The sequence below is a fragment of the Allobosea sp. 10L417 genome, assembly GCF_056395485.1.
Window position 1 is genome coordinate 1,213,874 of the sequence record NZ_JBFTJP010000001.1, and the last position, 12,909, is coordinate 1,226,782.

General features: G+C 62.4%; 11 protein-coding genes. 6 read left to right on the forward strand and 5 right to left on the reverse strand.

Annotated features, from left to right (window positions below; all coding sequences use genetic code 11):
- Nucleotides 1-23: 23 nt before the first annotated feature.
- The 4 genes from cysD to AC1DE3_RS06080 all read left to right on the forward strand — a co-directional run bounded on the left by cysD (nucleotide 24) and on the right by AC1DE3_RS06080 (nucleotide 4,621).
- Complete coding sequence (cysD, locus tag AC1DE3_RS06065; RefSeq protein WP_476852223.1) at nucleotides 24-926, forward strand: sulfate adenylyltransferase subunit CysD; 903 nt, start codon at nucleotides 24-26, stop codon at nucleotides 924-926.
- The gene (cysC, locus tag AC1DE3_RS06070; protein ID WP_476852224.1) at nucleotides 923-2,827 is read left to right on the forward strand and encodes an adenylyl-sulfate kinase; all 1,905 of its coding nucleotides are present in this window, start codon (nucleotides 923-925) and stop codon (nucleotides 2,825-2,827) included. The genes cysD and cysC overlap by 4 nt, the downstream gene beginning before the upstream one ends.
- 65 nt (nucleotides 2,828-2,892) lie before the next feature.
- The gene (locus AC1DE3_RS06075; RefSeq protein WP_476852225.1) at nucleotides 2,893-3,801 is read left to right on the forward strand and encodes an FkbM family methyltransferase; all 909 of its coding nucleotides are present in this window, start codon (nucleotides 2,893-2,895) and stop codon (nucleotides 3,799-3,801) included.
- Between the two features lie 46 nt (nucleotides 3,802-3,847).
- Nucleotides 3,848-4,621: a sterol desaturase family protein gene (locus AC1DE3_RS06080; RefSeq protein WP_476852226.1), complete on the forward strand. Its 774-nt coding sequence runs from the start codon at nucleotides 3,848-3,850 to the stop codon at nucleotides 4,619-4,621.
- A 39-nt stretch (nucleotides 4,622-4,660) separates the two neighbouring features.
- Here AC1DE3_RS06080 and AC1DE3_RS06085 read toward each other — a convergent pair whose 3' ends face one another.
- The 4 genes from AC1DE3_RS06085 to AC1DE3_RS06100 form a co-directional block, all read right to left on the reverse strand.
- Nucleotides 4,661-5,515 carry a class I SAM-dependent methyltransferase gene (locus tag AC1DE3_RS06085; RefSeq protein ID WP_476852227.1) on the reverse strand — a complete coding sequence of 285 codons (855 nt, stop codon included), beginning with the start codon at nucleotides 5,513-5,515 and terminating at the stop codon, nucleotides 4,661-4,663.
- A 12-nt stretch (nucleotides 5,516-5,527) separates the two neighbouring features.
- Nucleotides 5,528-6,424: a metal-dependent hydrolase gene (locus tag AC1DE3_RS06090; protein ID WP_476852228.1), complete on the reverse strand. Its 897-nt coding sequence runs from the start codon at nucleotides 6,422-6,424 to the stop codon at nucleotides 5,528-5,530.
- Nucleotides 6,425-6,582: 158 nt separating this feature from the next.
- The gene (locus AC1DE3_RS06095; protein WP_476852229.1) at nucleotides 6,583-6,777 is read right to left on the reverse strand and encodes an acyl carrier protein; all 195 of its coding nucleotides are present in this window, start codon (nucleotides 6,775-6,777) and stop codon (nucleotides 6,583-6,585) included.
- Nucleotides 6,778-6,887: 110 nt separating this feature from the next.
- On the reverse strand, nucleotides 6,888-8,648 hold the full coding sequence (locus tag AC1DE3_RS06100) for a fatty acyl-AMP ligase (protein WP_476852230.1): 1,761 nt from the start codon (nucleotides 8,646-8,648) through the stop codon (nucleotides 6,888-6,890).
- A 356-nt stretch (nucleotides 8,649-9,004) separates the two neighbouring features.
- Here AC1DE3_RS06100 and AC1DE3_RS06105 point away from each other — a divergent pair, with 356 nt between their 5' ends.
- On the forward strand, nucleotides 9,005-10,693 hold the full coding sequence (locus tag AC1DE3_RS06105; protein ID WP_476852231.1) for a WcbI family polysaccharide biosynthesis putative acetyltransferase: 1,689 nt from the start codon (nucleotides 9,005-9,007) through the stop codon (nucleotides 10,691-10,693).
- A gap of 39 nt (nucleotides 10,694-10,732) precedes the next feature.
- Here the strand turns inward: AC1DE3_RS06105 and AC1DE3_RS06110 are convergent, their stop codons facing one another.
- Entirely contained in the window at nucleotides 10,733-11,491 is a 759-nt protein-coding gene (locus tag AC1DE3_RS06110) for a CDP-alcohol phosphatidyltransferase family protein (protein ID WP_476852232.1), read from the reverse strand.
- A gap of 120 nt (nucleotides 11,492-11,611) precedes the next feature.
- Between AC1DE3_RS06110 and AC1DE3_RS06115 the strand changes: the two genes are divergently transcribed.
- Entirely contained in the window at nucleotides 11,612-12,895 is a 1,284-nt protein-coding gene (locus AC1DE3_RS06115) for a glycosyltransferase family 4 protein (protein WP_476852233.1), read from the forward strand.
- The last annotated feature ends 14 nt before the right edge of the window (nucleotides 12,896-12,909 follow it).

Here is a 12,909-nt window from a genome sequence, read left to right on the forward strand (position 1 = left end):
GTCGGCAACGCAGCGACTGGGCGATGCGAAACGTGAATCATCTCAGGAGGCTGGAGGAGGAGGCGATCTTCCTGCTGAGGGAGACCGCTGCGCTGTTTCGGCGCCCTGTCATGCTCTATTCGATTGGCAAGGATTCGACGGCTCTCGCTCATCTGGCCGCCAAGGCGTTCTGGCCGGCGAAGCCACCGTTCGCGCTCCTCCACATCGACACGACGTGGAAGTTCCGCGAGATGATCCTGTTTCGCGATCGCCTGGCGAATGCGCTGGGCTTTGATCTGCGGGTGCATTCCAATCAGGAAGGGCTGGCGCGCGGGATCACACCGTTCACCGCCGACACCAACGCCTATACGCGGATCATGAAGACCGACGCGCTTAAGCAAGCGTTGGAGCTTGGCGGCTTCGACGTCGCGATCGGCGGGGCAAGGCGAGACGAAGAGAAGAGCCGCGCAAAGGAACGCATGTTTTCCTTGCGCAGTCCCCAGCACGGTTGGGAGCCGCGCAGCCAGCGGCCGGAATTCTGGCGGCTGGCAAACCCGCATCTGCGCCCCGGGGAGACGATGCGCGTCTTTCCATTGTCGAACTGGAGCGAGCGCGACGTCTGGCGCTACACGCTTGCCGAGGGCATTCCGATCGTCCCGCTTTATCTGGCGAGGCATAGGCCGGTCGTGCTGCGTGGCGAAGCCCTGATCGTCGTCGATGACGAGCGCTTTCCGTTTCAATCTGGCGAGACGGCCGAATTGCGATCCGTCCGCTTCAGGTCGCTGGGTTGCTATCCCCTCTGCGGGGCGGTGGAATCTGAGGCCGCAACGGTTGCGGAGGTCGTGGCTGAACTTGCAGCGACCAACACCTCGGAGCGGCATGGGCGGCTGATCGATGGTGCCGGCGCTGCTTCGATGGAGGCTAAGAAGCGGGAGGGCTATTTTTGAATCCCATTTCTGCGTCATATCAGGCGGTGTTCGGCTCGCCTGAAGCGGCAAGGCCCTGTGAACGTCCGCCGGCTTTGCGCATCCTGACATGCGGTGCAGTGGATGACGGCAAGTCGACCCTCATCGGCCGCCTGCTTTTTGAAGCGGGGGCAGTGCCCGATGACCAACTGGTGGCGCTTGCTGCGGATTCGCGGCGCTACGGGACGAGCAACGGTGAAATCGACTATTCCCTGTTGACGGACGGGCTCGAGGCCGAGCGCGAGCGCAACATCACGATCGACGTTGCCTATCGCTACATGTCGACGGCACGCCGGGATTTCATCATCGCCGACACGCCGGGCCACGAGCAGTACACCGCCAACATGGCCACCGGGGCTTCGCAAAGTGAGGTCGGCATCATTCTGGTCGATGCCATACGCGGGCTGCAGCAGCAGACTTTCCGGCATGCCGCCATCTGCAGCATTCTCGGCATCCGGCATGTGGTTCTCGCCGTGAACAAGATGGACGCTGTCGGGTTCTCGCAAGAGCATTTTCGTCGCATCTGCGAAACGTTCGCGCCGGTCTCCGCGCAGTTGAAACTTGATGTCGCTGCGATCCCGATATCCGCTCGCCGCGGCGACAACGTCGTCGTCGCAAGCCGATCTTTGGGTTGGTACGCAGGAGCCACGCTCCTAGAGCATCTCGAAAGCCTCGAGATCATCCAGGATGATGGCAGCAGCGGCTTGCGCCTGCCGATCCAGGGTGTCAGCCGCACGTCGGACGGCGTGCGGCTCTACACGGGTACGATCGCAACGGGGACGCTGACGCTGGGCGAACGGGTCCGGGTCGCGGTCAGTGGGGCCGAAGCCGTTGTAGAAAGATTGGTGGGAGTAGAAGGGCCGGTTGACGAGGCTGGCCCCGGGGCTGCCGTGGCCGTCGCGTTGACCCCGGAAACCGATCTCGGGCGCGGCGATCTGCTGCATACGGATCCCGATCTTCCCGCCTGCTCCAATCACTTTTCAGCGCAAGTGATCTGGTTTGGCGAGCGGTCGCTGTTCGCCGGCCGGGACTATGAGCTGCGTCTCGGGACTTTCACCAGCCCGGTCACTGTGACGGCGATCAGAGGCAAGCTCGATATCGTCAGCGGGCTGCGGGTGGCGGCGACCGAAGTCACGCGCGATGAGATCGCAATCTGCCACCTTGCGACGCCTGGATTGATCGCTTTCGATAGCTACGACCATTGCCGCGCCACCGGCAGCTTTCTGCTGATCGACCGGGTGACTGGTGAGTCGGTCGCCGCCGGCATGGTCCGGAACGCCCTTGATCGCGGGAGTAACCTGTTCGCGCAGAAGTTGACGGTCGATCGCCGAGCACGCGAGGGCCTGCTCGACCAGAAGGGCGCGGTCCTCTGGTTTACGGGACTGTCCGGGGCCGGCAAATCGACCATCGCCGATGCCCTCGAACGCAAGCTGCACGCCAGGCGCAAGCTGACGATGCTGCTGGACGGTGACAATATTCGACTCGGGTTGAACCGCGATCTGGGCTTCACCGAAGGGGATCGCGTCGAAAACCTACGGCGCGTCGCGGAGGTCGCCGGGCTGATGGTCGATGCAGGCCTGATCGTGTTGTGCAGCTTCATCTCGCCCTTTGCAGCCGACCGGGCGATGGTTCGCGAGCGTCTTGAAGGCACACCCTTCCTCGAGCTCTTCGTCGATGCTCCTCTCGAGACCTGTGAGCATCGCGACCCGAAGGGGCTCTACGCCAAGGCGCGGCGTGGCGAGATTCGAAACTTCACCGGCATAAGTTCAAGCTACGAGCGTCCTGCCGCGCCGGATCTCGTTCTTGACAGCAGCCGGTATGAGGCCGACGAGCTCGCCGACCGTGTCGTGCGCTTGTTGGTTGAACGGGGTATCGCTACCTAGTGGGCAGCACGGTCAAGCCGGCGAATTGGTGGGCGCGCGTCGGGATAGCGGTTGGAGCAGACAGGTTGATCAGGAACAAGAAGATGCCGCTCCCGGTCGATCTGCCAATGCCGAAGCCGATCGTTCCCGGGAGCATCCTGTCCCTGGACGAACTGCGGGGACCGGATCGTTATCACACTGAATGCCTCTGCCGTGCGGCGACGCAAACCGCCTATCTCGGCGATCATGTCGTCCTCTCGCGCATTTTGGGGCGATACAAGGCGTTTCTCGATACGCGCGATCGAGGCTTTGCTGCGCATGTGATGCTCGACGGCTATTGGGAGATGTGGCTGACGCAATTCATCGCCCGTCTAGTCGAGCCTGGCATGCAAGTCGCCGATGTTGGCGCGAATTTCGGCTATTATTCGCTGCTCATGAGCGATCTCGTCGGCCCGACGGGTCGCTTGATGGCGGTGGAGCCGAATCCGCCGGTCGTCGAGATGCTCCGGCGAACCCTTGAGCTCAACGGTTTTGCCGGCTGCAGCACCGTCATGGCTGCCGCTGCCGGCGCGAACGAGGGAGAAGGGCGCCTTTTCGTGCCCGCGGGCGAGCCAAAGAACGCGATGCTCGTTGGTGACATCGCCGCTCATGATGATGCCGCGCTGGTCGAGGTCCCCATCCGTAGCCTCGACGCATTGCTGGGCGAGTTTCCGCGTGTCGATTTCCTCAAGATCGATGCCGAAGGGGCCGAGGAGGACATCGTCGTCGGGCTGAGACAGACCATCGCGCGCTGGCGGCCGCGCATCGTGCTTGAGTTCAACCCCGGGCGTTGCCGCGATCCACAAGCCTTGCTCGCGTTGTTGCGCGGTCCCTATCCCGTGCTCCAATGCCTCGGCTACGATGCGGAAGTTGTTCCGGTTTCGGATGAAAGCCTCCTCGACCCCACCAATCATGAGGATCGCTTGCTTTATCTGGATGGGGACGCAGCGATATAGGCGCATCCGTAACCCGAAAGGCCGAGGCTCGAAGATTGGCTGGACTGTGACGCTCCCGATCGACTTTCTGTACCTTCTTGGTCTCGTGGCGGGTGCCGTCATTCTGGTGATGCTGCTGACGGGCCTCTTCTTCGAGGTCATGAATGCCCGGCATCCCGAACGCCGCATTCAGAAGAACCGGGTCAACCGCCGCAAATGGAAGGAGTTGCGGCAAGCTCCGATTTCGATCCTCACCTTGTCGGCGTGTTTCGCGTTCGGTCTCTTCGCACAGCGGCAAGGCTGGTCGCTTGTGCCGCTGGAACTTACATGGTGGTCGGGGCCTTTGACACTGCTGGTGTCGGTCGTTCTTTATGACGCTTGGTTTTATTGGGTTCATCGGCTGCTACACAGCCGGGCCTTCTATCGCTTTCACGCTCTTCACCATAAGAGCGTGGCGCCAACGGTCTGGAGCAACCATCACGAGAGTTTCGGCGAAGCGCTCCTCAACCAAGCCTATTACGCGATCATCGTCTTCGTCCTGCCCATCCCCTGGCAGATGCTCGTGCTGCAGAAGATCTACGATCAGGTGAGCGGGATGCTGGGCCATGCCGGTTTCGAGCATTTCGCCTCACCGGCTGGCCGTGCGCCATGGCCGCTCGCCAGCACCGTGTTCCACGATCAGCATCACGGCACGTTCAGGTTCAACTACGGACACACATTCTCGTTCTGGGATCGCCTGATGGGAACGCTGCATCCGCGCTATGACGACACGCTGAAGAGTTTCGAGGGGGCCGAGCAGGGACCAGCGACCGCCGAGCCAGGCTCTCCGAAATCGCGCTGAGTTCGACTCCGCTTCAGGTCGCGTTGCGGAGCGCCGACTTTATGCTGAAGGCTCGGCCGAAGATCCGGAGGTGGCAGAGGGGCTCTTCTGGTAGCGTTGCGCGATGTAGACCACACCGCCCTCGCTCAGTTCCCGGTAGAGCACAGAACCCTGTGCGCCGGCGAACTCCGCGACAAAGCCTCGCATGAAGCGAATCTTGGCGATCCGCGTCCGCTTGCGTAGCTCCGCTGCGTCGAGGGCTGCGATCACGCCTTTCGAGAGATCTGTTTCGCTGCGCAGAGTCATGCTGGGTATCGTCAGATGCTCCCGCAACTGGGGAAGGGCGTTCCGGCCGCGCATGTCGGCGAATGTGAACCAGCCGCCCGGCGCCAATACACGTTCGACCTCCCGCGCAAACGCCGCGACGTCGCCGTAGCAATGCGAGGACTCGATATTGACCACGACGTCCATCGAGGCATCGGCGAAAGGCAGCTTTTCCGCATCGCCGACCTCGAAAGTCAGATTGGCGGTGTCCCCGTTCAGACGGCGCGCCAGCCGAACGGTCGCGGGCGAGTAGTCGACCCCGGTGACCGAGGCAGGCTGGTGATAGCGCGCGACATAGCGGGCGCCGCCGCCGCGGCCGGACCCGATCTCGAGAACGCGCGCGCCGGCGAGCGGCAGCCCGGCGACCGCTTGCGCGTAGAGCCCGATGAAGGGGCGGTCGGCTTCGTCATCCGGGCCGAGCGGAAAGCCGGGGCCTGACGGCAGGAAGCCGTAGTTCATGAACCGCCAGTCGTCGTCGCGCCACCGCCGCGACAACATGTTGTAGAGCACGCGCCACAGCAACTTGCGCGTCCTGGGGAAGGCGCCCCGATCGATGGCTTCAAGCAGGCCGGAGAAAGCAGGGCTCGCCATGGGCGCTGTGCCTCAGGCGCTCGGTTGTGAGGCTGTCGCGCCGGGCGGCGGCGGGAGGTTCGCTGCCAGCCAGTCCCGTCCCTTACGCATCAACTCCTGATCGTCGCTGTTACGCGGATCAAAGCCCGGCATATAGTAGCGCAGCACATTCGGCAGGCAGCGCCGCCAGTAGCCGGGATAGATCATCGTCACCCAGAAGAAGCGCAGCCAAAAGCGCAATCCGGTCTTGACCCCGTCCGTCTTGGCATAAATCGGGACATTGCGCAGGAAGAGGACGAGGAAGGGGAAGAGCGTCCCGTTCATTCCAAGGACGCGGACCATATAGCGCCGCCAGCTTGACATCCCCGGCGTTGCGGCCTTGAGCACGTCGAGTGCCACGGCCTTGTGCTCGAGTTCCTCGAGCGCGTGCCACATCCAAAGGCGCCGATAGGCCGGCGCTGCCTTGTCCATCAGCTCAGGATGGCGCAGCGTCAGTGTCGACAGCGTCGCGGTCATGTGCTCGATCGCGCAGGTGATCGACAGCCGATGCAGCGGATTCTTGACGATCTCGAAGCCCTGGCGGATCGGCTTTTCCATCTTCTCGACATCGTAGCCGAGCTTCGTCATGGCCCGGTTGTATTCCTCGTGCTCGCGCGTGTGGTAGGCTTCCTGCACGGAATAGCCGTTGATCTCGGCGGCGAGTTCGCGATCCTGGAGCTTCGGGCCATAGTGCTTCAGCGAGCGAATGAAAAAGCGCTCGCCCTCAGGCAGGAAGATCGACAGACCGTCGATCAGCACCGTCTTGATAATGTCGTCTTCCAGCCAGTGCCGCTGGGCGTTCTCCAGAATTCCGAAGCGGATGTCGCGCGGAATGATGTCGTCCGCATTCCCCATGTGCTGGCCGCCGGCAGCGTTCGAAGCGTGTGCCATCAGCGCTCGCCCATCCCCAAGAATGCTTGTCTTGCCGCGTCGGTTTATCGGCAGAGGGTCTATTATCGCCAATGCCCCGCGCCGTCGAGGCCGGCCTCAAAGAAAAGACAAGTACATCTCGAGCGGCCGAGGCTGGAAGGCTCAGGGCTGGTCACAATTTAGATTGGCTTCAAAGTGCCGAGATACTCCGCGAATTGCGCGATCGTCGGGTAATCTTGTGTCACACCAGGATAGAGCTCGACACCGTATTCTTGCTCCACTTCCAGGACGAAATGAACAGCGGCGGCGGAGTCGAGGCCCAGGCTCGCGAAGGTCGCCGAGGATTCAATCCCGGCCTCGTCGCGGTCGAGCATGACCCCAAGTCCGGCTCTGCAGAAGCGTTCGATGTCCGAAACGGGCGGCATGGAGATCCGTCGCATTGATCGTGGGTCCGCGCTCCGAATGCCGCCGCGGCCCGGTGCCGTCAAGCTGTGAGGGTGCTGCGATCCTCAACCGGCTCCGGAAGGTTCCATGGCTCGAGCGTTCCTTCGAGCCAGCGACGCTTAGCCAAGCTGCGTTGAACCTTTCCGCTCGTCGTCTTCGGCAGCGAGCCGGTCCGGATCAGCACGATCTTGTGCAGGGCCACCTCGTGATTGTTCACCACGGCCGATTGAACCGCTGCAAACACCTCTGGCTCGGAGACTGTGCGACGCTGGCTGCGCTCGACTTCCTGGACGACGACGATTCGCTCGACGTTCTGTTCGTCCGTGACGGTGAAGGCTGCCCCATGATCCCGCCGCAGGGAAGGGTGGCTGGCGGCAACCGTGGCCTCGATGTCCTGAGGGTAGTGGTTGACGCCCCGGACGATCATGACGTCCTTGATTCGGCCGACAACATAGAGCTCGCCGTCCTCGTCGAGATGCCCGAGGTCCCCGGTCCGCAACCAGGCGCCGGCTTGCTCGGGGGCCTCGTCTTCAGGCACCTGAGGCTGCGCGCGAAACACGCGCTCGCTGTCTTCGGCGCGCTGCCAATAGCCGCCGGCAACACTCGAGGCCCGGATCCAGATCTCACCGATTTCACCGGGCTGTAACGGACGTTGCGTGGCCGGATCGACGATGAGGACGGATAAGCCGTCCATAGGCGAACCGCAGCTGACGATCGGGCAGCTGTCTTCGGTATCTTCGGGGGACGCGATGCGCGCGGTTTTGAGCGCCTTCGCGCTCACCTGACGTATGYGTGGCAGGGCGCCTCTCTTGGCGGCGGTCACCAGCAAGGTCGCCTCCGCCAGGCCGTATGCCGGACGCATCGCTTCCGCCTTGAAGCCATAGGCGGCGAAGGTCGCGCTGAAACGTTCCAGCGTCGCGGCGCGCACCGGCTCGGCGCCGTTGAGAGCGACCTTCCAGCCGCTGAGGTCGACGCCTTCCATCTGCTCCGGCCGAAACCGGTCGACGCACAGATCGAAAGCGAAATTGGGAGCTGCGGCTACCTCGGCGCGGTGGTCGTGGATCGCCCTGAGCCAGTTCAGCGGGCGGTGCATGAACCCCGATGGCGTCATGAGAACGCATGGCGCGCCGAGATAGATCGGCTGCAGCAAATTCATGATCAGACCGAGGTCGTGATAGAGCGGAATCCAGCTGACATGGGCCGAATCCGCATGGTTGCCCAGGCGCCTCTGCATCATCGCCAGATTGTCGAGCAGGTTGCGGTGGCTGACCATCACTCCCTTCGGCGACGAGGTCGAGCCTGAAGTATATTGCAGGAAGGCCAGGTTCGTCGGGTGAGGCCGCAGGGTGCAGATCGACGCAGGCTCGGGAGCCAGCGCGACAAGCATGTGGCGAATACCCCGTTCGGCCAGGCGCTGACGCAGCAGCCCGCGCGGATCCGGATCGGACGCAGGGCTCAGCGCCAGCCGCGGTGCGCAGTCAGCGATGATGGCCGCGCTGGCGTCGTGATTCGCGTTGCGACGCGGCGGCATCATCGGGACGGCAACGACACCGGCCATCAGGCAGGCGAAATAGGCGACGACGAATTCCAGGCAGGACGGAAAAATGAGCAAAGCGCGGTCGCCGGGCGTCGTTTCGGCTGCGAGTTGCCGTGCGAGATGCTCCGCTTGGGTGCAGAGCTCGGCAAAGGTCAGTGTTGGCCGATCGCCGGGGCGATCGGAATAGACAGTCACCGCGGCGATCTCAGGCCGTCTTGCTGCCTGATGCTGCAAGACCTCTGCCAAAGACGAGAAATGGCTCATTGAAAGCTATCTATAAAACGAGCGCGGGCATCGATCCGAGAGGCGGGATAGAGCGCCTCAAGTTTCTTTTGCCCCACGAACGAGATGAAAGCACCATCGCTATTCTATGGAGACGCGCCGCGGCCAGATCAACCGCGAAAATCTTGCTGCGCCGGCTGCGTGTCGACGCAAGGAATGCTAGAGCAGGGCAAGGCCGGCAGGCGGTGTTGGTTGCCGCATCGCGCTTTGGCAAATGAGGCACGTGGCCCGGCCATGATCCGGTGGAACCGAGAATGGATGCTTTAGCGCAGGTCAGGACAACGCAGGAGGTCGCGCCGGAAGCCCGCAACAGTGATTCGCGGCCGCTCCTGTCGCTGATGGAGGTCCGCGAACCGGCGAGGCGCTGGTCCGATGGTACCGTATCGGTTGTTCTTCTGATTCCGGCGCAGGCGTTCCTCTATGGTCCTTTCCTGCGTCTGGAGGAGGGGCGATACCGCATATCGTTTCGGTGTCGCGTGCGCCTGCCGCTACAAGGCGAGCATCCCGTCATGGGACTCGAGGTCATCGCGCAGAATCGAATCCTGCGCGCATGGCGCGACTACACGGCGGCCGAGCTCCGCAGCGGCGAACTGAGCTTGGCCTTCGAAGTGCCGCGGGAGCTCAGCATAGAAAGCGGTGCCGATGCCCCTTTCGAGTTCCGCTTCACCCATTTCGGCAATGCGTTTTTGACGATGGCTTCGGTCACGCTGCATCGCGAAGCCTCCGCCGAGCCGCTGGCCGGCTCGCCGAGCGCGCTCGCGCCGTGGCGGTTGCTCGGCCGGTTGCGGACCCTTCCCATTCCGGGTGCCATTCGTCTCTCGCCCTTTTCGATTACTCGACTGAAACTGGGCCGCAGCTCTGCAATTCTGCGACTTCCGGCCGGGACCTATCGCGCCGATGTCGTCTGCGAGCTCAAGCGCATGCGGAGCGCGTCGGAGCCGGCGCTCGAAATCGCCGTCGGGACCCGGGACGGCATTGTCCTGGGGTGCGCTCAGTTCGATGCGCGCGAACTCGAAACCGGCCGCGTCTCGCTCGAATTCGCCATCGCGAAAGATCTGAGCCTCGATGTGGGCGTGCCGCGCACGATCGACATCCGGCTGCGTCACTTCCGTAATGCGGATGTCGTCATCCGCTCGCTCGATCTGCGCCGGCTATCCGCGGAAATAGCTCCATCGATTTTGCCGGCACGGGCGAGGGCTGCGGCCGCCACGTCGGTCAAAAAGCAGATCGTGATCTTTGGGAACTGTCAGGGCAATCTGCTGGCCGAGGCGCTTCGCTACCATTCAGGCTTCTCGCGCCATTTTTCGGTCAAGCACCACTACATGGAGCTTCCGGCCAATCTGCACGAGCAGGGCAAACGGGACCTGGAGGAGTGCGACCTGCTCCTCGTCCAGGATATCCGGGAATGGGATCAATATCCGCTGCGCACCCATGTGCGGAGCGACCTGCCGACACTGCGTTACCCTTGCGTTCGCTTTGCCTCGCCCTGGCCGTTCGACGCGTTCAACGGGCCGGACGACAAGGTGGCTCGCAATCGGGACTTCCCGAATTTCGAGTTCACCTATTTCGACGGCTTGCTGGCGCGCCTGCGGCGGGAGGTCCCCGATCATGAGCAGCGCTTCAAAGCGTATGAAACGCTCGAGGTCGATCGGCTCATCGACTTTAATCGCCTGCTTCGCTTCGAGCAGGCCCGTCTCGAGGATATGGACCGGAAGTTCGAGGCGGGAATCGGCGCCTATATCCTCGAGAATTTCAGGAAGAGGCAAACCTTCTATACGACCGCTCATCCCAACGGCCGCATCATGAAGATGCTGGTCAGGCAGGTCGCGAAGGAACTCGGGCTTTCACTCCATTTCTGGCTGCCCGGCTCGCTCGATTCCCTGCGCCGCTTGCAGGTCCCGATCCATCCGAAGGTCGCGGCTGCACTGCAGATCGGATGGGCCGATGCCAGGCGGAAATACCTCGTTCGCGGTGAATGGGTTACCTGGGAGGACTATTTCCGGAAATACATCGCCTATTACGGATGAGCGGGCACGCGTTCGCACCTTTCCAAGGCGATGGTTCTCTTAGAGGGCATGCGGGCGGCGGGCCCGAGGCTCCTCGTCATGACTGCGGCGTTCTTCGCGGGCGAGTTCTGCCGCATAGCTCGCGAGCAGGTGGATGAAGGCGGCGAAGAAGCCGGCCGCCATCAGCAACACGGTGATGTCGCACCACGTCATGGTCCAGCCGGCGAATACGAATTCGGGCGCGCCAAAAAAGAAGACCGTCGTGTTCATCAGGATGATGAGCAAACGCATTTCGGTCGGCCCCCAGCCGACCAGGGAAACGTGAAACTCTCCCGAGACACAGGCCTTGACCAGCGAATAGATCGACAGCGCGTGGTAGCCAGCGAGCGCCAGCAGAGCGATGTCCATCCGCACGTAGGGCGAGAGCCCCATTCCCAAGCAGATCAGCAGGTTGCCGATGACATCGATCGTTTGATCGAGGAAGTATCCGTATTTCGGCCGCTCGATCTTCCTGAAACGCGCGAGATTGCCGTCGAGCGAATCGCCAAGCCAATGGAACACCAAGCCCAAAGAGGCCAGCCACAAGAATCCGGCAGACCAAGCGGTGAGGACATAACTTACCAGCGTAAGAGCCGCGCCAACGATGCCGAAAGCCGTCAGAGTATCGGGGGTCATTCGCGCCGGCACACGCCTGACGAGCCAAGCCAGCGCCTTCCGCTCGACAGCGCCGACAAGGCTGTTATTGATGCGTATCAAGGACGTTTGCTGGTTGAATGGAATGGCGGAGCTAGCTATTGCCGAGTACGCTGCCGGTTTCAAGCATCGTCGGCGAATAAACCGTATTTCATCACAAGGTCGGATCGTGGCCCGCTCGGGGCGACATATTTTGAGACCGTAACGATCGGCAATCGAACTCAGCCAGCCCTGTAGGATTCCTCCGTGCCGATCGCCTATGACGCCACGCGACTCTTCTTGGGGCCGCTGTCCCTGACCCCGCGCGGCATTGACCGGGTCGATCTCGCCTATGCGCGCTATTTCTTCGAGCATGAGAAGGACGATTGCTGCGCCATCCTTCCGACGGCCTGGGGCACACGTGTTTTTCCGCGTGAGCGCGTCCTGCGCGGCCTGGCCCGATTGGAGGAATTGTGGGCCGAGAACAAGCTGCCGGCGGTCGACGGCGCCTGGACATCGCTCGCACCGACGATGCAAGCCGGAAAATCGTCGTGGTACCTTCCGTCGAGCGGTCCCTTCACCATGACAGCCCGGATGACTTCGCTCATCAAGGCAACCGGTATCGGCTTCGGTGACGATGCGGCCAAAACGCTCAAGCGAAACACCGTGTACCTGAATGTTGGCCAGGTCGGCCTCGCTGTACCTCTCTTGCTTCGCTGGCTAAATAAGAGGCCGGATATCCGGCCTCTTTTCATGCTGCACGATGTCATCCCGCTTGAAACGCCGGAATACGTAGCGCCGAGCGCGGTCAAGGCTCATTCGACCATGGTCGATCAAACGGCGCGTTACGCTGCTGGCCTGATCGTCACGACCCGAGCTGCTCAGAAAGCGATCGCGGTGGAGTTGGAGCGCCGAGGCGTCAAGGCGCTGCCCACGCTCGCACTGCCTTTGCCGGTTCCGTCGATCTTCCGTCATCCGCCTGACCCAGACCCGACGCTCGCCTCCATCCCATATTTCGTGGTCTGCGGCGCGATAGAACTGCGAAAAAACCATCTGATGCTTCTGGAGGTCTGGAAGCGCTTGCATCGCCGTCTCGGGCCGAATACGCCCCACCTCGTGATCGCGGGAGCCAAGGGCTGGCAAGGCGACCTGATCCTCGATCGGCTGCGGCGCTCAGGTGATGTAAGCGCGCAGATTCATGTGCTCCACGGCCTGTCTACGCCAGCGCTCAAGCGCGTCATCAGCGGTGCGCGCGCATTGCTGATGCCGTCCTTCATCGAGGGATTTGGGCTGCCTGTGGTCGAAGCCGCAGCGGTCGGCACGCCCGTCATTGCCTCCGACATCCCCGCACATCGCGAAGTGGGGCATCCTGAAACGGTCTTCGTCGATCCGATCGATGGCCTGGGCTGGGAAGCTGCCGTTACGTCGCTCATATCGGCCGAGCCACGCCGCCTGGCTCCTTCTCCGGGCTATGCCAGTTTCACCTGGTCCGATTACTTCGCGGCGCTTTCACAGTTTGTCCATAAGATCGAGGCTGGCGGCGCAATCTGAAGTTTAGGTCGTAT